Here is a 21,111-nt window from a genome sequence, read left to right as displayed (position 1 = left end):
GACACCGACACCGACACCGACACCGACACCGACACCGACACCGACACCGACACCGGCACCGACGCACCCGGTGCCACCGACGCACCCGCGCCCGTCGTCGTGCTGCGGGACGGCGACGGCCGCGCGCGGCTGACCATCGTGACGCAGGACGCCCTGACGGTCACCGAGCTGCCCGGGGCGGCGCCCACGGCGCTCGTCGCCAACCTGCCGTACAACGTCTCCGTGCCCGTGCTCCTGACGTTCCTCGAGCGGTTCGACTCCCTCGAGCGCGGGCTCGTCATGGTGCAGGCCGAGGTCGCCGACCGTCTCGTGGCGCCCCCGGGCAGCCGCACGTACGGCGTGCCGTCGGCCAAGGTCGCCTGGTACGCGGCCGCCCGACGCACCGCGACCGTCGGGCGCGCGGTGTTCTGGCCCGCACCGCACGTCGACTCCGCGCTCGTGCGGCTCGACCGCCGCGAGCCGCCCGCCGCGACCGTGTCGCGGCAGGAGGTGTTCGCGGTCGTCGACGCCGCGTTCGCGCAGCGCCGCAAGATGCTGCGCTCGGCCCTGGCCGGTGTCGCGGGCTCGTCCGCGGCGGCCGAGGTCGCCGTGCGGGCCGCGGGTCTGGACCCGCAGGTGCGCGGCGAGCAGGTCGACGTCGTGGGGTTCGCGCGGATCGCCGAGGCGTTGCACGCCGCACGGCCCGTGCCGTCCGGACCTGGCACAGTGGCACCGTGACGCTGACCCCCCTGGACGACCTCCCCGAGCGCGCCGTGCGCGTGCGCGCCCCCGGCAAGGTCAACCTCTCGCTGCGCGTCGGCCCGCGGGCCTCCGACGGCTACCACCCCGTGTCGACCGTCTTCCAGGCCGTGTCGGTCTACGAGGAGGTCGTCGCGACGCCCGCCGAGGAGTTCGGCGTCAGCGTGAGCGGCATGCAGTCCGAGGCGGTGCCGACGGACGAGAGCAACCTGGCCCTGCGCGCCGCGCGGGCGGTGGCCCGGCGGGCCGGTGTGGACGAGCCCGTGCACCTGCACCTCGTCAAGGGCGTGCCCGTGGCCGGGGGGATGGCCGGCGGGTCGGCCGACGCCGCGGCGGCGCTCGTCGCGTGCGACGCGCTGTGGCGCACCGGGCTCACGCGGGACGAGCTGCTGGAGCTCGCGGCCGAGCTGGGGTCCGACGTCCCGTTCTCGCTGGTCGGGCACACCGCCGTGGGGCAGGGGCGCGGTCACCTGCTGACGCCGGCGCTGAGCCGCGGCGAGTTCCACTGGGCGTTCGCCGTGCAGGACCGCGGGCTGTCCACCGCCGCCGTCTACGGCGCGTACGACGAGCTGCGCCACCCGGACGTGGCACCGCTGGACGACGAGCAGGACGTCCCGCTCATGCAGGCGCTGCTCGCGGGCGACCCGGCTGCGCTCGGTGCCGCGCTGCACAACGACCTGGAGACCGCCGCCCTCGAGCTCGACCCCGGCCTGGCGGAGCCGCTCGCCGTCGCGACCGACGCCGGCGCGCTCGGCGTCGTGGTCTCGGGCTCCGGCCCGACGGTCGCGGCGCTGGCGCGCAGCAGGAAGCACGCGCTCGCGGTCGCGGCGGCCTTCACGGCGTCCGGCGTGGCCGACCGCGTGCTGACGGCGACCGGACCCGTCGCCGGCGCGCGGGTCGTCGCCGCGGAGTGAGCGTGGACGTGTCGACGACGGACGTGGGTTCCCGCGCGGTGGACGTCCCGCGCGCGACGGGTGCCGGGCACGTCGTGCCGGTCGCGCCGGCGGACCCCGACGCCCCGGGCTGGGTGCGCCCCGCCCCGGACCGCGACGCCCTGCGCTGGGACGCGCTCCTGGCCGGTGCGCTCTACCTCGGTGCGCTGCTGTCGATGGTCCTCATGCGGGTCGCGGGCATGTACGACGAGCCGGCACCCGGATGGCTCGCCGCGCTCCTGCTCGCGGTGGTCACCCTCCCGCTCGCGGTGCGCCGCCGGTGGCCGAGCGTCGTGCTGTGCGTCGTGGCCGCCGCGTTCATCGGCGCGCAGGTCCTGTACGTCCCCGAGACGCTGGTCTCCAACATCGCGCTGTTCTGCGCGATGTACACGGTCGGCGCCTGGGAGACGGACCGCCGCCGCGCCACCGGGGTCCGCGCGGTCGTGGTCGTCGCGATGATCGTATGGCTCTTCGTGGCCCTGTTCTGGGTGGCGACCGACCCGGAGACGGCCGAGCACCTGCCGGACCAGGCGGGCGTGTTCTCGCCGTTCGTGTCGTTCACACTCCTGCAGCTGCTGACCAACGTCCTGTACTTCGCCGGCTCGTGGTTCTTCGGCGAGCACGCGTGGCGCTCGTCGCGCGAGCGGGCGCGCACGGCGTGGCGCACGCACCTGCTGGTCGTCGAGCGCCGGCGCGCGGAGGAGCAGGCCGTCGCGCTCGAGCGGCTGCGCCTCGCGCGCGAGCTGCACGACGCGGTCGCGCACCACGTCTCGCTCATGGGCGTGCAGGCCGCGGCCGCGCGCACCGTGCTCGCGTCGGACCCGGTGCGTGCGGCGGACGCCCTGGGCCACGTCGAGGAGGCCGCGCGGGAGGCCGTGCGCGAGCTGCACGGCATCCTCGGCATGCTGCGCGACGCCCCGGGCGGGTCCGGCGGCAGCGGGACGGCGGCGGTGGCGCCGTCCGACGACGCGCTCGCGTCGCTCGACGTCGGGGGCCTGCCGGAGCTCGTCGAGCGTGCGCGGGCCGGTGGGCTGCGCGTCACGTACCAGGAGGTCGGCGAGCCGCGCCGGCTGCGGCCGCTGGCGTCGCTCAACCTGTACCGGATCGCGCAGGAGGCGCTGACGAACACGCGCAAGCACGCCGGGCAGGGCGCACGCGCCGACGTGCGGCTGCGTTGGCTGCCGGACGACGTCGAGCTCGAGGTCTCCGACGACGGCGGCACGGCGCGCCGTACGGGTGCGGTGCCGTCGTCCGGTCTGGGGATCGTCGGGATGCGCGAGCGGGTGGCGTCCGACGGCGGCACGTTCGAGGCGGCGCGGCGCAGGTCCGGCGGGTTCGTGGTGCGGGTGCGCCTGCCGCTGGGGGCGTCGGACGCCCGTGCGTCCGCCGGGCAGGGACGGGTGCCGGACGGGCACCACCGGACGGAGGAGCAGGGATGACGGCGACCGTGCGGGTCGTGCTCGTGGACGACCAGGCGCTGCTGCGGGCGGGCATCGGCACCATCCTGTCGGCGCACCCCGGCATCGACGTGGTCGGTGAGGCCGGCACCGGGGCGCAGGCCCTCGAGGTCGTGCGGGCGACGCGTCCGGACGTCGTGTGCATGGACGTGCAGATGCCCGACATGGACGGGCTCGAGGCCACGCGCCGCATCGTGGCCGACCCCGAGCTGCTCGCGGCGGTGGTCGTCCTGACGACCTTCAACCGCGAGGACTACCTCGTCGAGGCCCTGCACGCGGGCGCCGTCGGCTACCTGCTGAAGACCTCGCGCCCCGAGCAGCTCACGGAGGCCGTGCTGAGCGCCGCGGCCGGTGAGGGGCTGCTGGCGCCGGAGGTGACGCGGGCCGTCATCGCGCGCGCGGTGGCCGACCGCCGCCCCGCGCGACCCGCACCGCAGCCCGTCGTGCCGCTGACCGAGCGCGAGCAGGAGGTGCTGACGCTGGTCGCCCGTGGTCTCAACAACGACGAGATCGCCGCCGAGCTCGTCGTCAGCCGCGCGACCGTCAAGACCCACGTGTCGAACCTGCTGGCCAAGCTCGCGCTGCGGGACCGCGTCCAGGCGGTCGTGTACGCGCACGAGCACGGCCTGACCGGCTGAGGGCGCGCGTCTCCGTCCCGGGACGGAGACGCAGGATCGGCCGGGCGCCTGAGCCCCCGCCCCGCCCCAGCGCCTAGCGTCGTGAGCAGGACGTCCGGGGCACCCGGACGGTGACGTGGCAGGGGAGGGACGATGCTCGAGCTGCACGGGATCAGCCGGTCGTTCGGCGACAGGCTCGTGCTCGACGACGTGAGCTTCACGGTCGGGCGAGGGCGGCTCACGGGGTTCGTCGGCGGCAACGGTGCCGGGAAGACGACGACGATGCGCATCATCCTCGGCGTGCTGGCCCCGCACGCGGGGACCGTCACGGTCGACGGTGCGCCGGTCGGCGGTGCGCAGCGCGCGCGCTTCGGCTACATGCCGGAAGAGCGCGGGCTGTACCCCAAGATGCAGCTGGTCGAGCACCTGACGTACCTGGCGCGCCTGCACGGCTTCGACAAGCAGGGTGCGACGGCCCGCGCCGAGGCCCTCGTCGAGCGGCTGGGCCTGGCGCCGCGCGCGAAGGACCCGGTGGAGAGCCTGTCGCTGGGCAACCAGCAGCGTGCGCAGGTCGCGGCGGCGCTCGTGCACGACCCCGAGATCCTCGTCCTCGACGAGCCGTTCTCGGGCCTCGACCCGATGGCCGTGGAGGTCGTGCAGGGCGTGCTCGCCGAGCGCGCCGCGCAGGGCGCCCCCGTCCTGTTCTCGTCGCACCAGCTCGACGTCGTGGAGCGGCTGTGCGACGACCTCGTCATCATCGCGGGCGGCAAGGTCGCGGCCTCCGGGACGCGCGAGGAGCTGCGCACCCGCTACGGCCAGGAGCGCCACGAGATCGTCGCCGACGGCGACATGGGCTGGCTGCGCGACGTGCCCGGCGTGCGCGTCGACGAGCTCGCCGGCGGCTCGGCGGTGTTCGAGGCGTCGCAGGACCTCGCGCAGCACGTGCTGACGTCCGCGCTCGCGCGCGGTGCCGTGCACGCCTTCACCCCGCTGCGGCCGTCGCTCGCGGAGATCTTCCGCGACGTCGTCGCCGACGAGCCCGACCTGGAAGAGGTGGCCCGATGAACGCCCGACCCCCGGCACCCACGCCGCCGTCGCTGGGGCGCGCCGCGCTGCTCGTCGCCGAGCGCGAGATCACGTCGCAGGTCCGCACGAAGTCGTTCCTCGTCTCCACCGCGCTGCTCCTGGTGGGTGTCCTCGCGGCGATCGTCGTGAGCTCGCTCCTCGCCGGCCGCGAAAGCGGTGACGTGCCGGTCGCGGTCGTCGAGTCCGTCGCGGGGGAACTGCCCACGACCGACGGCCTGGCGCTGAGCGACGTGCCCGACCGGGCGGCGGCGGAGCAGGCCGTGCGGGCCGGTGACGTGGACGCCGCCGTCGTGCCGGGTGACGGTCCGCTCGGCGTCGAGGTCCTGGCCATGGACGGTGCGCCGGGCGCGCTGCTGGAGGCGCTCACGGAGGCGCCGGAGGTCGTGCTGCTCGACCCGGCCGCCGCCGAGGGGGGAGTCCGCTACGTCGTGACGTTCGCGTTCGGCCTCGTGTTCATGATGTCGGCCATCGGCTTCGGCGCCACGATCGCGCAGAACACGGTGACGGAGAAGCAGACGAGGATCGTCGAGATCCTGCTCTCCGCGGTCCCCGCGCGGGCGCTGCTCGCGGGCAAGATCCTCGGCAACTCGGCGCTGGCCCTGGGGCAGACGGCGGCGATCGCCGCGGTCTCGGTGCTGGCGCTGGTGGTCACGGGGCAGGACGACCTGCTGACGATGATCGGGATGCCGGTCGTGTGGTTCGTCGTGTTCTTCGCGCTCGGGTTCGTCCTGCTCGCCTCGGTGTTCGCCGCCAGCGCGTCGCTGGTCTCGCGCATCGAGGACACGGGCGTCGTGCTGCAGCCGGCGATGTGGCTGACGATGCTGCCGTACTTCCTCGTCGTGTTCTTCAACGACAACGCGGCCGTCCTGACGGCCATGTCGTACGTGCCGTTCTCGGCGCCCGTCGGGATGCCCGTGCGGCTGTTCCTCGGTGAGGCGGCGTGGTGGGAGCCGCTGCTGTCGCTGGCGGTGCTCGCGGCCGCGTGCGTCCTGGTGATCGCGGTGGCGGCGCGGATCTACGAGCGGTCCGTGCTGCGCATGGGCGGCCGCGTCAAGGTCGGCGAGGTGCTGCGCGCCGGCACCGCGGGCTGAGCACGGGCGCCCCGCGCGCCGGACGTCACAGTGTCAGGTGGCGGCCCGCGGCGGGGCGCCCGGCCCAGGTGTGGCAGGGTCGGGAGGGTGCGGGCCCCCGCCTGCACATCGAACACCAGGAGATGCACCGATGACCGACGTGATCTCGTCCCGCTCGGACCCGCAGGTCCAGCGGATCGACGACCTCGTGCGCCGCCCCCGGGCGGCCACCCGCACCCTGCTCGTGGAGGACCCGGAGCCGCTCGCGCACGCGCTGACCGCGGGCGTCGAGGTCCTCGGGATCTACGCGGTCGAGGGCGCCGACGTGGGCCCGGAGCTGGGCGCGGCCGCCCGCACCCGTGGCGTGACGGTGCAGGAGATCGCCACCCCGCTGTGGAACGAGCTCTTCCGCGGCGACCGCAAGCCCGACGTCGTGGGCGTCGCCAAGACGCCGCGGCCCGCGCAGCTCGCGGACCTCGCGGAGCGCCCGGGTGACGTCGTCGTGCTCGACGGCGTGCGCATCGTGGGCAACATCGGCGCGGCGGTGCGCACGGCGTACGCGCTGGGCGCGGCGGGCGTCGTGCTCGTCGACAGCGACCTGGCGCACCCGCTGGACCGGCGCGTCGTGCGCGCGAGCCGCGGCTACGTGTTCTCGCTGCCGGTGGTGCTCGCGTCCCGCGAGGAGGCCGTGGCCGGCCTGCGGGAGCTGGACCTGCCGAGCGTCGCCTTCGACGCGGGCGGCGAGCTCGTGACGGCGGACCTGGCGGGCCTCGCGCAGCGGCTGCTGCTCGTGTTCGGCAGCGAGAAGCGCGGCGCGTCGGCCGAGCTGACGGCGGGCGCGCGGACCGTGTCGATCCCGATGCGCTCGTCGGCGGAGTCGCTGAACGTGTCGGTGGCGGTCGGGATCGCGCTCGGGGCGCGCGCGGCGCGCAACCTCGCGTCCTGAGCCGATGAGCCCGGGCCACGGCCCGGGTCGGTACGCGTATGGCACGCGTCGTGGCGGACATCTCCGTCTCCCTGGACGGCTACGTGACGGGACCCGACCCCGGGCCGGACAACGGCCTGGGCGACGGCGGTGACGCGCTGCACCGGTGGGCGTTCTCGGACGACGAGGACGACCGCCGCGTGCTGCGCGAGGCGACGGCGCGCTCGGGCGCCGTCGTCCTGGGCCGTCGGCTCTTCGACGTGGTCGACGGCCCGGGCGGCTGGGACGACCGGACCGGCTACGGCGCCCGCGAGGTCGCCGCGCCCGCGTTCGTCGTGGTGACGAGCGCGCGGCCGGCGTCGGTCCGCCTGCGCGACCTGGACTGGACCTTCGTCACGACGGGCCTGCGAGCCGCGGTCGACGCCGCCCGGGCGCGCGCCGAGGCGGCGTCGGCGCGTGCCGGCGCCGCGCTCGACGTCGTGCTCATGGGCGGTGGCGCGACGGTCGGCTCGGCGCTCGCGGCCGGCCTGGTCGACGTGCTGACGCTGCACCTGGCGCCGGTCGTCCTGGGCGGTGGCACCCCGCTGTTCGCCGCCGGTGCGCCGTGCGCGCTGGTGCAGCGGGGCGTGACGCCGACGTCGACGTCGACCCACCTGACGTACGACGTCCTGGCCGACGACCCCGCAGGACCGCGGCCGGGGTCTTGACGGGCCGGGTCGACGAGCGCAACACTTAGGTAATCACCTAAGTATTTGACTGACCCGGAGGTCGCCATGAGCACCACCACGTCCCGCTCGACCGTCCACTCGACCTTCGTCGTCGAGCGCACCTTCGACGCCCCGGTCGACCGCGTCTGGGAGGCCTTCGCCGACCCGGCCCAGAAGCACGAGTGGTTCGGCACGAGCGACGACTGGACGACCGTCGAGGACACCGACGACTTCCGCGTCGGCGGGACCGCCGTGAGCGAGGGCGAGTTCCACGGCGGGCCTGTCAGCCGGTACGTCGCGACCTACACCGACCTCGTCGAGCAGCAGAGGATCGTCCTGACCTACGACATGTGGCTCGACGGCGCCCACATCTCGACGTCGCTGGCGACCTACGAGCTCGCGTCCGAGGGTGAGGCGCGCACGTCGCTGCGCTACACCGAGCAGGGCACCCACCTCGACGGGCTCGACGACCCGGCCGGTCGCGAGGAGGGCATGCGCGGCATCTTCGACACCCTGGCGGCGTACCTGGCAGGCTGAGCCACCTATGCCCCACCTGCTCGGCGCCGACAGCGTCCACCTCACCCTCGGTACCCGCACCCTCCTCGACGGGGTCAGCCTCGGCGTCGACGACGGCCAACGCATCGGCGTCGTCGGCCCCAACGGGGCCGGCAAGTCCACCCTGCTGCGCGTCCTGTCCGGACGGCAGGCCCCCGACTCCGGTCGCGTCACGCGCGCCGGCGGCACGCGGATCGCCCTGCTCGACCAGCGCGACGAGCTCATGGCCGGCACGGTCCTCGAGGCCGTCCACGGCGACGCCGACCCGCACGAGTGGGCGTCCGACCACCGGATCCGCTCGGTGCACGCCGGCCTGCTCGCCGACGTCGCGCTCGACGTGCCGCTCGCCGAGCTGTCCGGCGGGCAGCGCCGCCGTGTCGCGCTGGCCGCCCTGCTCGTGCGCGACGACGAGGTCCTCGTGCTCGACGAGCCGACCAACCACCTCGACGTCGAGGGCGTCGCGTGGCTCGCGTCGTACCTGGTCGACCGGTACGCGCGCGGCGGCGGCGCGCTCGTGGTCGTCACGCACGACCGGTGGTTCCTCGACGCCGTGTGCACCCGCACGTGGGAGGTCCACGACGGCGTCGTGGACCAGTACGAGGGCGGGTACGCCGCGTACGTGCTGGCCCGCGCGGAGCGCGACCAGCAGGCCGCGACCGTCGAGACCAAGCGCCAGAACCTCATGCGCAAGGAGCTCGCGTGGCTGCGGCGCGGCGCGCCGGCACGGACCTCCAAGCCGAAGTTCCGGATCGACGCGGCGTCGGCGCTCATCGCCGACGAGCCGCCGCCGCGCGACTCGCTCGCGCTCGCCCGGACCGCCACCGCGCGCCTCGGCAAGGACGTCCTCGACCTCGAGGACGTGACGTTCACGCTGCCCGACGGCCGCGTCCTGCTCGACGACGTGACGTGGCGCCTCGGACCCGGTGACCGGTACGGCGTCGTCGGCGTCAACGGCGCCGGCAAGACGACGCTGCTGCGCCTGCTCTCCGGCCGCGCGACGCCCACGTCGGGACGCGTGAAGCGCGGCAAGACCGTGCGCGTCGCCGAGCTGCGCCAGGACGTCGAGGACCTCGACGAGCTCGCCGGGCTCAACGTCGTCGAGGCCGTCGAGCGCGAGAAGCGCACGGTGGTGGTCGGCGGCAAGGAGCTCACCGCGGCGCAGCTGGTCGAGCGGCTCGGGTTCACGCGCGAACGCGCGCGCACCCTCGTGCGCGAGCTGTCCGGTGGTGAGCGCCGCCGCCTGCAGCTGCTGCGCCTGCTCGTCGCCGAGCCCAACGTGCTGCTGCTCGACGAGCCCACCAACGACCTCGACACCGACACGCTCGCGGCCGTCGAGGACCTGCTCGACGGCTGGCCCGGCACGCTCATCGTCGTCTCGCACGACCGGTACCTGCTCGAGCGCGTGTGCGACCGGCAGGTGGCCCTCCTGGGCGACGGCCTGCTGCGGGACCTGCCCGGCGGGGTCGAGGAGTACCTCGAGCTGCGCCGGGCCGCGCTGACGGCGAGCGGTGCCGGCAGCACGTCCGCGGTGGGGACGGCCGCCGCCGCGTCGGCCGCGGCGGGTGCCCCCGCTGCGGGGACGCCGGCGACCGCGTCGGGGCCGTCCCCGGCCGAGGTGCGCACCGCCCGCAAGGAGGTGCAGCGCATCGAGCGCCGCCTGCAGCGGATCAGCGCGCTCGAGGCCGACCTGCACACCCGCATGGCCGCCCAGGCGACCGACCACCAGGCCGTCACCGCGCTGGACGCCGAGCTGCGCGCGCTCGCCGCCGAGCGCGAGGAGCTCGAGCTGGCCTGGCTCGAGGCCGCCGAGACCGCGGGCTGAGCCGTGGCCGCGCAGGTGGCGCCGGGCGCGAGCGAGGACCTGGACCGGGTCTTCCAGGCCCTGGCGGACGGCACCCGGCGGGCCGTCGTCGAGCGGCTCGCGCGCGGCCCGGCGTCGGTGAGCACGCTCGCGGAGCCGTTCGGGGTGTCGTTGCCGACCGTGGTGCAGCACCTCGCCGTCCTCGAGCGCGCGGGCGTCGTCGTCTCGGAGAAGACGGGCCGCGTGCGGACCTACCGGCTCACGCCCGACGGCACCGCGACGGCCCGGGCCTGGCTGGACCGCCACCGCCTCCCGGCGGAGCGTCGGCTGGACCGCCTCGGCGAGCACGTCGCGCGGGGCTGACGGCGGCGCGCCGCGGGTCGCGTCGAGGTCTCAGGACGCGTCGAACAGCGTGAGCACGTCGCGCAGCAGCTCGGCCAGGCGCTCGCGGTCGGCCTCGGGCAGGGCGCCGATGAGCCCGCGCTCGACGTCCAGGAGGTCGGCGAACGCGTCGTCGACGCGCTGCAGCCCGGCCGGCGTCAGCCGCACGAGGACGCCGCGGCGGTCGTCGGGCGACGGCTGCCGCTCGACGAGCCCCTGCTCGGCGAGGCGGTCGATGCGGTTGGTCATGGTGCCGCTGGTCACGAGCGTCTGCGTGAGCAGGGCACCGGGGGACAGCCGGTAGGGCTCCCCGGCCCGGCGCAGCGCCGCGAGCACGTCGAACTCCCACGTCTCGAGCCCGTGCCGCGCGAACGCGCCGCGGCGCGCGAGGTCGAGGTGGCGCGCCAGCCTGCTGACGCGCGAGAGCACGGTGAGGGGCCGCACGTCCAGGTCCGGTCGCTCGCGCGCCCAGGCGAGGACGATGCGGTCGACCTCGTCGCGGGGCGGGCGGCCGGTGTCGGTCTCGGCCATGGTCGAGAGATTAGTCGACGTCGAGAGGTCCGGGGTCGCGGGCGTGCGGTGCGTCGGCGCGCGACCGGGCACGTGGCCTGCGGCGATGCGCTCTGCGGGACGGTCCGGGTGAGATCCGGGCGGGTCCCGTCCGTCCCGGCGGGCGGGACGCTACTGTGCCGCCTGTCAGGGCCCGGACCACGTCGCGGACGGACCCGCAGCACCGTGAGGTCGAAGGAGCACCGTGGGATTCATCAAGGCTTTCGCCGGGGCGTTGGGCGGCGCGCTCGCCGACCAGTGGAAGGACTTCCTGACCCCGCCGGACGGTCTGGCACCGACCGCCGCGATCTTCCCCGCCGTGCCGCGCGGCCAGAACGCGGGCCGCGGATCGAACACCAAGGCGTCCGACAACATCATCACCAACGGCAGCCGCATCGTGGTGCCCGAGGGCGTCGCGCTCCTGACGTTCCAGGACGGGCAGCTCACGGGCCTGGTCGCCGAGCCCGGCGGGTACGAGTTCCGGTCGCAGGACCCGAACTCGCGGTCGGTGTTCGCCGGTGACGGCATCCTCGCCTCGACCGTCATGACGTCGTGGGAGCGGTTCAAGTTCGGCGGGCAGCCGGGGTCGCAGCAGCTCGCGTTCTACGTGAACCTCAAGGAGATCCCGAACAACCGCTTCGGCACGCAGTCGGAGATCTACTGGGACGACGCGTACCTGAACGCGCAGGTCGGCGCCGTCACGCGCGGCACGTACACGCTGAAGGTCGTCGACCCGGTCCTGCTGGTCAAGGGCTTCGTCCCGCTGACCTACCTGACGCCCGGCGGTCCCGTCTTCGACTTCTCCGACCTGGACAACCCGGCCGCGAGCCAGCTGTTCACCGAGGTCGTCGGCTCGCTCGCCGCCGCGTTCTCGCGCTACACGAACGACCCGTCGCAGGGCAACCGCATCACGCGGATCCAGAGCGACGCGGCCGGCCTCGGCCAGGCGCTCGCCGGCGCGGTCGAGGAGGGGTTCATGTGGACCTCCCAGCGCGGCCTGACGATCGGCAAGGTCGCGATCGCCGCGATCGAGTACGACGAGGACACGCGCGCGCTGCTCAGCGACGTCAAGAAGGCCGACGCCCTGGGCGGCGCCCGCGGCAACTCGTTCCTCCAGCAGTCGGTGGCCCGCGGCATGCAGGCGGCCGGCGAGGGCGGCGGCGGTGCGGCCAACATGGCGGTGCTCGGCCTGGGGCTGAACGCGGCGAGCGGTGCGGCCGGTGCCCTGCAGCAGCCGACGGCGCCCGCGCCGCAGGCCGCACCCGCGCCGGCGGCGCCCGCGGCCGACGACACGGTCGCGAGGCTCACGCAGCTCAAGACGCTGTTCGACCAGGGGCTGATCACGCAGGCGGACTACGACGCCGCCAAGGCGAAGGCGCTCGGCCTGTAGGCATGAGCGACCTCCACGCCCCGTCGCCCGGGGCGCAGCCGATCCAGCCTGCCGAGCCCGGAGACCCACAGTCGACCGCCGCACCGGGCGGCCCGCGCGTCGTGCGCACCGGTGACGACCGTACCGACGGCCTGGTCCGCTGCGAGCGGTGCGGCGCCACCGAGGCGTCGCTCAACGTCGCCACGGGCATGCTGCGCTGCGGCTTCTGCCGCTACGAGTGGCGCACCGAGAACGCGCTGGCGACGTTCGACCTCGACGGTCCCGTGGGGGAGCTCGCGGGCGTCGTCGTCGGCTCGGGGACCGCGGACGTGACGGCCGACCCGGCGGTCACGCTGCGCTGCACCGCGTGCGGTGCGGACGTCGTCATCGACGCCGCCGCGGGCGTGCAGGCCCGGTGCCACTGGTGCCGCAACACCCTGTCGCTCACCGAGCAGGTCCCCAACGGCGCGGTGCCGGACATGGTGCTGCCGTTCAGCGTCCCGAAGGCCGACGCGGTCGCGCGCGTCGCGGCGTTCGTCGGCAAGCGGACGTTCTTCGCCCACCCGCGGTTCCGGGCCGAGTTCACGCCCGAGAACGTCATGGGCGTGTACCTGCCCTACATGGTCGTCGACGTCAACGCGCACGCGCGCGTCACCGGCGAGGGCGAGCACCAGACGCGCTCCTACACCGTGCAGGTGCGCGACTCCCAGGGCGAGACGCGCAGCGAGCGCCGCTACGACGCCGACGTCTACGACGTGCGACGCTCGTTCGAACTGCACGTCGACGACCTCACGCTCGAGTCCTCCGCCGAGCGGCTCGACCGTGACACGGCGCGCACGTCCAACAACGTCATCAACACGGTCCTGCCGTTCGACGTCGAGAACGGCGTGCGCTACGACCCCCGCTACCTGCAGGGGTTCACCTCCGAGCGTCGCGACGTCGACGTGGCCGGGCTGCGCGCGGCCGTGCACGACCAGGTCCGCGACATCGCACGCTGGCGGGCCGACGAGACGATCGGGTTCTACGACCGCGGTGTGCGGTGGGACGCCACGGACCTCGACGTGCGCGGCGAGCGCTGGGTCAGCGCGTACCTGCCGGTGTGGCTGTACAGCTACCTCGAGACCAGGAAGGACGGCTCGACGCTGCTGCACTACGTGGCCGTCAACGGCCGGACGGGGGAGACGATGGGCAGCGTGCCGCTGAACGTGCCGCGCCTCGCGCTGGTCGCGGGGGTCGTCGAGGTCGTCGGGGCGCTGGCCGCCGCGGTGCTGTGGGTGCTCACGTGACGGGCGTCGTCCTGGGCCCGCCGGTGCTGGCGGTCGCGGGCGAGGTCCTGGCGAGCGCCGGTGGCGACGACGGGGGCGGCAAGGCCGTCCTGCTCCTGCTGCTGCTCGCCGGCCCGCTCTTCGCCGGCTGGGTGTACCTGCGCTACCGCAACACGGACAAGCGCCACCACCACGAGTCGGAGACGCGCTCGCAGATGCTCGACGTGCGCGCCGACGACAGCCGGACGGGCTCGCGCACGGGACTGACGAGCTCGCGCATGAAGGGTGCGAACAGCCGCAAGGTCCGCGCGCCCTGACGGCGGGCGGACGTCGCCGCTACGGCGTGGGCGGCTTGGTCAGCTCGGGGCGGCGCTCGAGGCCCTCGAGGCCGTTCCACGCGAGGTTGACGAGGTGCGCGGCGACGTCCGTCTTGCGCGGGCTGCGCGCGTCGAGCCACCACTGGCCCGTCAGCGCGACCATCCCGACGAGCATCTGGGCGTACATGGGCGCCGCGCGCGGGTCGAGGCCCTGCTTCTTGAACTGCGCGCCCAGCAGGTGCTCGACCTGCGAGGCGACGTCGCCGATGAGGGACGAGAACGTGCCGGTGGCCTGGGCGACCGGCGAGTCGCGCACGAGGATGCGGAACCCGTCCTCGGACGTCTCGATGTAGGACAGCAGCGCGAGCGCCGTCCGCTCGACCATGACCTTGGGGTGCCCGCCGCCCTCGAGGGCGCCCGTCAGCGCGGTCGTCAGCGCCTGGATCTCGCGGTCGACGACGACCGCGTAGACGCCCTCCTTGCCGCCGAAGTGCTCGTAGACGACGGGCTTGGAGACCTCCGCGCGGGCGGCGATCTCCTCGACCGACGTGTTGTCGAACCCCTTCTCGGCGAAGAGCTTGCGTGAGACGTCCAGCAGCTGCGCGCGTCGCTGGGTGCCGGTCATGCGCGCGCGGGACCGCTTGGAGTCGGAGGCCATGCGCGCCATTGTGCCGTGCGGGGACGGCGCGCCGTGCACACCCCCGCGGGCGCCGGTGGGTCGCGGTCCGGGACCTGGCAGACTGAGGCGCCGATCCGCCCTGGTGTAACGGCAGCACGCCGGCCTTTGGAGCCGTGCAGTCCAGGTTCGAATCCTGGGGGCGGAGCCCGTGCCGCGACGTCCGGTCAGGCGGTCGCGGTCCGCTCGCGACGTCCCGACGCCAGCACCGTCACCGCGAACACGACCGGCACGGCCGCGCTCAGGAGCAGCCCGGCGCGCAGCCCCGTCCCGGAGTCCGGCGGCAGCGCCGACGCCAGCGGTGCCAGCGGCCCGGCGGCCAGGTCGGCGAGGAGCCCGGCCCCGAGCGGGCCGAACGTGCCGCCGGCGTCCCCGGCGAGCGCGAGCACCGCGAACATCGCGGCACCGCCGAGGGGGAACCGGGCGGACGTCAGCGAGAACGTCCCGGGCCACAGCAGCGCGGTCGCGAGCCCGCACAGCGCGCACGCGGCGAGGCTCACGACGGGCACGGAGACGGTCGCCGCGACGACGTAGCAGACGGCCGCGGCGACCCCGGAGGCCGCCAGCAGCGGGCGCAGCGGCACGTCGTGACCCCACAGGCCGTACGCGGCGCGGCCCAGCCCCATGAGCAGGGCGAACAGCCCCGGGCCCAGCAGGTCCCCGACCTCCTTGGGCACACCCGTGCCCTGCTCGGCGAAGAACGACGACCACTGCGCCATCGTCAGCTCGGCCGCGCCGCCGGTGGCCATGAGGACGAGCGCGGCGAGGAACAGCGGGGTGCCGAACAGCGACCGCAGGGGCGTGCGGTGCTCGTCGGGCACGGTGGCGGGCATCGGCACGCGCAGCAGCACCACCAGGTTGGCCAGCGGCACCACCGCCCACAGCACCGGCAGCACCGGCCACAGGTCGGTGCCGAGGACCGCGAGCAGGGCGGTGGTGACCACGACGACCGCGAGCTGGCCCCAGCAGTAGAACGAGTGCGCGAGCGCCATCCCGGCCGCCTTGGCCTGCGACGGGCTGGGCAGGTGCTCGACGACCGGCGACACCAGGACCTCGAGCAGCCCGCCGCCCACCCCGTACACGACGACCGCGAGGCACAGCCCCACGAACGGCGACGCGAGCACGAGCGGCAGGACGGCCAGGAGCACGAGGCCCAGCGCGGCCAGCGCGTGCGCGAGCACGAGCGGTCGGCGGTACCCGACGCGGTCGACCACCCGCACGGCGACCAGGTCGGTCAGCAGCTGCACGCCGAAGTTCAGCGACGCGAGCGCCCCGAGCTGCGCGACCGGCACGTCGAGCGACGTGTGGAAGACGACGAACAGCAGCGGCGCGAGGTTGTTGACGACCGCCTGGACGACGTAGCCCGCGTGGGCCGAGCGGCGGGTGGCGGCGTAGGTGAGCGTGGGCACGGCGTCCTCGGTGGCGCGGGGGCGGGTCCCGGTCACTGTCGCACGGCCGTGCCCGCGAACTCAGTGCCCGTTGCGGGGACCGGATCCCTGCGACATCTTGTCGATCCACGCCAGCGCGAGGGCGGAGGCGACGAACGCGACGTGGATGATCGTCTGCCACATCATCGTCTCGGCGCTGACGTTGCCCACGGACGACTCGATGAACGTGCGCAGCAGGTGGATGGACGAGATGCCGATGATCGACATCGCGAGCTTCGTCTTGAGCACGTTGGCGTTGACGTGGCTCAGCCACTCCGGCTGGTCGGGGTGGCCGTCGAGCCGCATGCGCGACACGAACGTCTCGTAGCCGCCGATGATCACCATGATGAGCAGGTTGGAGATCATGACGACGTCGACCAGGCCGAGGACGACGAGCATCGTCGTGGCCTCGGTGCCGAAGCCCTCCATGCCGTGGACCTCGTGCCCGGTCACGGCGAACTCGACGAGGTGCCACAGCTCCTTGAGGAACTGCCACACGTAGACGACCTGCGCGGCGATCAGCCCCAGGTACAGCGGCAGCTGCAGCCACCGGGAGAAGAAGATGAGGGACGACACCGAGTGGCCGTAGGACCGGCTCGGCTCGACGGGTCCGGCGGCCTCGACCGGCTGGACGGGCTCGACGGTCGCGGGGGTCGACGACGTCACGGTGCTCCTTGCGCGCGGGGGGGGTGCCCGACCCGGAGGGGTCGGCGAGGTCTGAACGCGCCGCCGGGCCGCACGGTTCCCGGGCGCACCCCCTGCCCGTGCCCGGGAACCGCGCGACCGGGCGCCCGGGCTCTGCTCAGGCGGCCCTGAGCAGGCGTTCCGCCGCGGTGGCGGCGAGCTCCTCGGCCGGCCACGTGATGTTCAGCACCCACCCGGGCTCGTCGTCGTCGAGCGGCTCGAGCGTCGCGAGCTGGCTGTCGAGCAGCGCGGGCGGCATGAAGTGGTCGATGCGCGCGCCGATCCGTGCGGCGAGGACCTCGCGTGTGCCGGTGAGGTGCACGAAGACCGTGCCGGGGGCGCCGGCGCGCAGCGCGTCGCGGTAGCGCCGGCGCAGCGCCGAGCACGCGACGACAGCACCGGTGGGTGCGGCGGCCACCTCGGCCGCGACGCTCGCGAGCCACGGTGCCCGGTCCGCGTCGGTCAGCGGGACGCCCGCGCTCATCCGCGCGACGTTGGCCGGCGGGTGCAGGCCGTCGGCGTCGACGAACGGGACGCCCAGCAGCCGGGCCAGCAGCGACCCGACGGTCGACTTGCCGCACCCCGCGACGCCCATGACGACGACGCGGGGCCCGGCGTGGCGCGCCACCGTGCTCACCAGTCGTGGACGGTGCCGTCGGCCAGCCGGTTGTACGGCAGGTAGGCCCGCTGGTACGGGTACTTGCCGGCCTCGTCGAGTTCCATCTCGACGCCCAGGCCCGGCGTGTCGCCCGGGTGCAGGAACCCGTCGGTGAACGTCATCGACTGCCGGAACACCTCGTCGGTGCGCGCACCGTGCTGCATGTACTCCTGGATCCCGAAGTTGTGGATCGCCAGGCCCACGTGCATCTGGGCGGCCAGGCCGACGGGGGAGATGTCGGTGGGGCCGTGGAACCCGGAGCGCACCTGGTACTGCGCGGCGTAGTCCATGACCTTCTTCAGCGGGCTGATGCCGCCGAAGTGCGTGGACGCCGCCCGCACGTAGTCGATGAGCTGCTCGCGGATGATCATCTGGAAGTCCCAGACGGTGTTGAAGATCTCGCCGATCGCCAGCGGCGTGATCGAGTGCTGCCGCACGAGCCGCAGCGCCTCCTGGTTCTCGGCGGGCGTGCAGTCCTCGAGCCAGAAGAGGTCGTACGGCTCGAGCGACTTCGCCAGGCGGGCCGCCTGGATCGGCGTCATGCGGTGGTGGCCGTCGTGCAGCAGCGGCAGCTCGGGGCCGAACTCGTGGCGCACGGCCTCGAAGACCGTCGGCACGTGCCGCAGGTAGGAGCGGGTGTCCCAGTCCTCCTCGTTCGGCAGGTCGCCGCGCTGCGCGGGCTCGTGGTCGTACCGGACGCCCGTGTTGCCGTCGAACGTCGCGTTGGACGCGATGCCGTAGATCGACTTCAGCCCCGGGACGCCGGTCTGGACGCGGATCGCCTGGTAGCCCTTCTCCTGGTGCTCGCGCACCGAGTCGAACAGCTCGGGCAGCTCCTTGCCGGACGCGTGGCCGTAGGCGAGCAGGCCGCTGCGCGACGCACCGCCGAGCAGCTGGTAGACGGGCATGCCCGCGGCCTTGCCCTTGACGTCCCACAGCGCCATGTCGACCGCGGCGATGGCGGCCATGGTCACCGGCCCGCGCCGCCAGTACGCGCTGCGGTAGAGGAACTGCCAGGTGTCCTCGATGCGGTGCGCGTCGCGCCCGATCAGCAGCGGCACGACGTGGTCGCGCAGGTAGGACACGACCGCGAGCTCGCGCCCGTTGAGGGTCGCGTCGCCCAGGCCCGTGAGCCCGTCCTCGGTCGTCAGCCGCAGGGTGACGAAGTTGCGGTGCGGGCTGGTGACGATCACGTCGGCGGCGACGATCTTCATGGCGGTCTCCCGGGGTGGCTGGTGCGGGTGGCGGGGGTGGCGGTGCGGTCAGGACGAGGTCAGGGCGTGCCGGTCGGCGACGGCGCCCGCGACCGCGGCGAGCAGCGCGGTGTCGTCGGCGAGGTCGGGCGCGAGCGCGTGCACGACGAGCGCGGCCGTCGCCTCCGGGTCGGCGGCGCCGAGCCGTGCGGCGAGGTCGGCGGCGCCGGGGTCGGTGGCGGCGCCGCCGGCACGCAGGTGCAGCGCCCAGTCGGCCAGGACCGCCGCGCCGGCGTCCCCGACGGGGAGCCCTGCGGCGCGCCGGGCCCGCGCGACGTCCAGCACCCGCACGGGCAGCTTCTGCGACCCGTCACGGGCGATCTGCTCGAGGCGGTGCTCGATGCGCGCGTTCGCGAAGCGCTCGCGCAGGTCGGCCAGGGCGTCGTCGAGCTCGGTGGGGATCAGCGGGAGGACGTCGCACGCCTCGCGCCACAGCTCCTCCAGGCGATCGCGCAGGGCCGGGTCCGCGAACGCCTCGGCGACGGTCGCGGCGCCGCGCGGCGGGCCCGCGTACGCCAGGAGCGAGTGGCCGGCGTTGAGCAGCCAGAGCTTGCGGTGCTCGTACGGCGCGAGGTCGGCGACGAACCGTGCCCCCGCGGCGTCCCACGCGGGCCGTCCGGCGGGGAACCGGCCGGACAGCACCCACTCGCGGAACGGTTCGGTGACGACGGGCGCCCGGTCGGCCCGTCCGGTCGCGAGCTCGACGGCGGCGCGGTCGGCCGGGGTCGTCGCGGGGGTGATCCGGTCAACCATGCTCGAGACGAAGGCGACGTGGACCTGGAGCCAGCGGGCGAGGTCGCGGTCGACGGCGTCGGCGAGCTCGAGGACGACGCGACGCAGCGCGTCGCCGTTGTCCGGCAGGTTGTCGAGACCGACCACGGCGAGCGGCCCGCCGCCGGCGGCGCGGCGCGCGCGCAGGCCGTCCAGGACGCGCCCCGGTGCGGTGGTCGCCGCGGGGGCCGTGCCGTGGCCGTCCCCGTCGGCGACGAGCCGCCGGAGCAGCGCGACGTCGTCGCGGACGTCGGCGTCCTCGAGGTCCAGCGCGCCGGTGGACGTGCGCCGGTACCCGGCCTCCGTGACCGTCAGCGACAGCACCCCGACGGCGGGCCGGCTCAGCAGGCTGCGCCACCGGGCGCCGTCCGCGCCGTCGTGCACCTCGACCAGCGCGTCGACGACCCGCATCGTGTCGCCGTCCGGCCCGCGCTCGACGACCGTGTACCGCCCGTCCTGCGCGGCGAGGTCGGCCGCCGCACGCGGCGAGCGGCCGGTGAACCCGGCCACGCCCCAGCGCTGCTCGGGGGGCAGCTGCGCGTCGGCGTCCTGCGTGTAGGTGAGCAGGTGGGCGCGGGCGAACGCACCGAGGCCGAGGTGGACGACGCGGACCGGGGGCGCCGGCGCGTCGCGGTGCCAGGCGGGGGAGACGTCCACGGTGCGGCCTTCCGTCGGTGCGCGCCCGGGCGGCGTGCGGTCCCTCGATTGAGCACCGGACGGGCCGTCGGCGGCAACCGGTTGCCGTCAGTTGCCGCCGCCGGGAGGCCCGCCGTGGGCGAGGACGTCGGCGCGCAGGGTCACGTGGGCGCCGGACCCGTCGACCCGCGCTCGACGAGGTGGGCGGACAGCCGCGCGGGCCGGGTCGAGCCCGGTGTGCGGACGCGGGACTCGTGCAGCAGCATCCGGACCGCGTACTGGCCGAGCGCCGCGAGCGGCGCCGCCACCGTCGTCAGCGTGGGCGTGCACAGCTCGCCGCCGAAGATGTCGTCGAACCCCACGACGCTCACCTGCTCCGGCACCGCGACGCCGAGCTCGCGCAGCCGGCGCAGCAGCCCGATCGCGACGAGGTCGTTGTACGCCACGACCGCCGTGACGCCGGTCGCGAGCACGGGCCCGGCGGCCAGCGCACCGCCCGCGAGCGTCGGCGGGAACGGGCCGACGCGCTGCGCGTGCATCTCCAGCTCGTGCACGGCCTCCCGCATCGCCTGCCACCGCGTGCCGTCGGCCCAGGACGCCTCGGGTCCCGCGGCGTAGGCGATCGACCGGTGCCCGAGGGACCCCAGGTGCTCCACGGCGCGCCGCATGCCCTTGGCGTTGTCCGTGACGACGCTGGGGATCCCCGCGACGACGCGGTTGAGCACGACCGTCGGCCGCTGGCGGGCGATGACCCGCACGGCCGAGTCCGACATGCGCGACGTCCCCAGGACGAGACCCTCGACGAAGGGCAGCGAGCGCTCGAGCGCCAGGCGCTCGACGGCCGGGTCCTCCAGCACGTCCGCCACGAGCAGCGTGAAGTCCTGCTCGTTCGCGGCGGCCTCCGCGCCGCGGATGATCTGGAAGTAGAAGGGGTTCGTGACGTCCGAGACGACCATGGCCAGCATCGACGTGCGTCCCGTCGGCAGCGCGCGGGCCAGCGGGTTGGCACGGTAGCCGAGCCGCTCGGCCGCCTCGTGGATCCTCGCGGCCGTCTCGACGTTGACGCGGCCGGGGCGGGAGAACGCCCGCGAGACGGTCGACGGCGCGACGCCGACCTCCGCCGCGACGTCGTAGATCGTCGGGGCGGAGCGCGCACCGTCGCGCCTCCCACCGGGCATGTCCCGACGCTACGGCTCGGTGGCAACTGACGGCAACCGGTTGTCGTGACGGGTCGACG

Annotated in this window: 22 protein-coding genes and 1 tRNA gene; 15 read left to right on the top strand and 8 right to left on the bottom strand. The window is 74.8% G+C overall.

All coding sequences use genetic code 11. The annotated features are described in order from the left end of the window. The 11 genes from H9657_RS13560 to H9657_RS13510 form a co-directional block, all read left to right on the top strand. A partial coding sequence (locus H9657_RS13560; protein ID WP_225215273.1) for a ribosomal RNA small subunit methyltransferase A occupies positions 1-717 on the top strand: 717 nt, incomplete at its 5' end. Next, entirely contained in the window at positions 714-1,652 is a 939-nt protein-coding gene (locus H9657_RS13555; protein ID WP_191783942.1) for a 4-(cytidine 5'-diphospho)-2-C-methyl-D-erythritol kinase, read from the top strand. The genes H9657_RS13560 and H9657_RS13555, both read left to right, overlap by 4 nt. Positions 1,653-1,654: 2 nt before the next feature. Next, on the top strand, positions 1,655-3,109 hold the full coding sequence (locus H9657_RS13550) for a sensor histidine kinase (RefSeq protein ID WP_318241493.1): 1,455 nt from the start codon (positions 1,655-1,657) through the stop codon (positions 3,107-3,109). After that, complete coding sequence (locus H9657_RS13545; protein WP_191783940.1) at positions 3,106-3,765, top strand: response regulator; 660 nt, start codon at positions 3,106-3,108, stop codon at positions 3,763-3,765. The genes H9657_RS13550 and H9657_RS13545 overlap by 4 nt, the downstream gene beginning before the upstream one ends. Positions 3,766-3,897: 132 nt before the next feature. Then, positions 3,898-4,809: an ABC transporter ATP-binding protein gene (locus H9657_RS13540; RefSeq protein WP_191783939.1), complete on the top strand. Its 912-nt coding sequence runs from the start codon at positions 3,898-3,900 to the stop codon at positions 4,807-4,809. After that, entirely contained in the window at positions 4,806-5,921 is a 1,116-nt protein-coding gene (locus H9657_RS13535) for an ABC transporter permease (RefSeq protein ID WP_191783938.1), read from the top strand. Before H9657_RS13540 ends, H9657_RS13535 begins: the two co-directional genes overlap by 4 nt. A gap of 130 nt (positions 5,922-6,051) precedes the next feature. Beyond that, positions 6,052-6,846 (top strand): TrmH family RNA methyltransferase, encoded by a 795-nt coding sequence (locus H9657_RS13530; protein WP_191783937.1) that lies wholly within the window; start codon positions 6,052-6,054, stop codon positions 6,844-6,846. A gap of 50 nt (positions 6,847-6,896) precedes the next feature. Continuing rightward, entirely contained in the window at positions 6,897-7,532 is a 636-nt protein-coding gene (locus tag H9657_RS13525; RefSeq protein ID WP_318241492.1) for a dihydrofolate reductase family protein, read from the top strand. A 66-nt stretch (positions 7,533-7,598) separates the two neighbouring features. Then, a complete protein-coding gene (locus tag H9657_RS13520; RefSeq protein ID WP_191783935.1) occupies positions 7,599-8,069 on the top strand; it encodes an SRPBCC family protein in 471 nt (156 codons plus the stop codon). Between the two features lie 7 nt (positions 8,070-8,076). Further along, a complete protein-coding gene (locus tag H9657_RS13515) occupies positions 8,077-9,909 on the top strand; it encodes an ABC-F family ATP-binding cassette domain-containing protein (protein ID WP_191783934.1) in 1,833 nt (610 codons plus the stop codon). Positions 9,910-9,912: 3 nt separating this feature from the next. Further along, positions 9,913-10,251: an ArsR/SmtB family transcription factor gene (locus H9657_RS13510; RefSeq protein ID WP_318241491.1), complete on the top strand. Its 339-nt coding sequence runs from the start codon at positions 9,913-9,915 to the stop codon at positions 10,249-10,251. A gap of 30 nt (positions 10,252-10,281) precedes the next feature. Here H9657_RS13510 and H9657_RS13505 read toward each other — a convergent pair whose 3' ends face one another. Next, the gene (locus H9657_RS13505; RefSeq protein WP_191783933.1) at positions 10,282-10,800 is read right to left on the bottom strand and encodes a MarR family winged helix-turn-helix transcriptional regulator; all 519 of its coding nucleotides are present in this window, start codon (positions 10,798-10,800) and stop codon (positions 10,282-10,284) included. A gap of 223 nt (positions 10,801-11,023) precedes the next feature. On the opposite strand from H9657_RS13505, the gene H9657_RS13500 reads away from it, so the two are divergent. From H9657_RS13500 to H9657_RS13490, 3 genes are read left to right on the top strand one after another with little or no spacing between them, the layout of a single operon-like run. Further along, positions 11,024-12,208: an SHOCT domain-containing protein gene (locus H9657_RS13500; protein ID WP_191783932.1), complete on the top strand. Its 1,185-nt coding sequence runs from the start codon at positions 11,024-11,026 to the stop codon at positions 12,206-12,208. Positions 12,209-12,210: 2 nt separating this feature from the next. Continuing rightward, a complete protein-coding gene (locus H9657_RS13495; protein ID WP_191783931.1) occupies positions 12,211-13,473 on the top strand; it encodes a TFIIB-type zinc ribbon-containing protein in 1,263 nt (420 codons plus the stop codon). Beyond that, the gene (locus H9657_RS13490) at positions 13,470-13,769 is read left to right on the top strand and encodes a growth/differentiation factor (protein WP_191783930.1); all 300 of its coding nucleotides are present in this window, start codon (positions 13,470-13,472) and stop codon (positions 13,767-13,769) included. Before H9657_RS13495 ends, H9657_RS13490 begins: the two co-directional genes overlap by 4 nt. Before the next feature lie 19 nt (positions 13,770-13,788). On the opposite strand, the gene H9657_RS13485 is transcribed toward H9657_RS13490, so the two are convergent. Then, positions 13,789-14,427, bottom strand: coding sequence for a TetR/AcrR family transcriptional regulator (locus tag H9657_RS13485; RefSeq protein WP_404813162.1), 639 nt, complete (start codon positions 14,425-14,427; stop codon positions 13,789-13,791). Between the two features lie 94 nt (positions 14,428-14,521). Between H9657_RS13485 and H9657_RS13480 the strand changes: the two genes are divergently transcribed. Then, positions 14,522-14,593: transfer RNA gene (locus H9657_RS13480), tRNA-Gln, on the top strand. A 19-nt stretch (positions 14,594-14,612) separates the two neighbouring features. Here H9657_RS13480 and H9657_RS13475 read toward each other — a convergent pair. From H9657_RS13475 to H9657_RS13450, 6 genes are all read right to left on the bottom strand, one after another. Then, positions 14,613-15,854 carry an MFS transporter gene (locus H9657_RS13475; RefSeq protein ID WP_191783929.1) on the bottom strand — a complete coding sequence of 414 codons (1,242 nt, stop codon included), beginning with the start codon at positions 15,852-15,854 and terminating at the stop codon, positions 14,613-14,615. Positions 15,855-15,914: 60 nt separating this feature from the next. Further along, a complete protein-coding gene (locus H9657_RS13470) occupies positions 15,915-16,538 on the bottom strand; it encodes a TIGR00645 family protein (RefSeq protein WP_191783928.1) in 624 nt (207 codons plus the stop codon). 136 nt (positions 16,539-16,674) lie between these two features. Continuing rightward, on the bottom strand, positions 16,675-17,193 hold the full coding sequence (locus H9657_RS13465) for a gluconokinase (protein WP_318241490.1): 519 nt from the start codon (positions 17,191-17,193) through the stop codon (positions 16,675-16,677). After that, positions 17,190-18,428 (bottom strand): D-mannonate dehydratase ManD, encoded by a 1,239-nt coding sequence (manD, locus tag H9657_RS13460; protein WP_191783927.1) that lies wholly within the window; start codon positions 18,426-18,428, stop codon positions 17,190-17,192. Before manD ends, H9657_RS13465 begins: the two co-directional genes overlap by 4 nt. Before the next feature lie 48 nt (positions 18,429-18,476). Further along, positions 18,477-19,895 carry a mannitol dehydrogenase family protein gene (locus tag H9657_RS19720; RefSeq protein ID WP_191783926.1) on the bottom strand — a complete coding sequence of 473 codons (1,419 nt, stop codon included), beginning with the start codon at positions 19,893-19,895 and terminating at the stop codon, positions 18,477-18,479. 140 nt (positions 19,896-20,035) lie between these two features. Then, a complete protein-coding gene (locus H9657_RS13450; RefSeq protein WP_191783925.1) occupies positions 20,036-21,052 on the bottom strand; it encodes a LacI family DNA-binding transcriptional regulator in 1,017 nt (338 codons plus the stop codon). Positions 21,053-21,111 lie beyond the last annotated feature (59 nt).

The organism is Cellulomonas avistercoris, assembly GCF_014836445.1.
Taxonomy (GTDB): domain Bacteria; phylum Actinomycetota; class Actinomycetes; order Actinomycetales; family Cellulomonadaceae; genus Cellulomonas; species Cellulomonas avistercoris.
The sequence above is the reverse complement of the archived record's forward strand: the minus strand, read 5'-3'. Positions and strand labels throughout refer to the sequence as shown.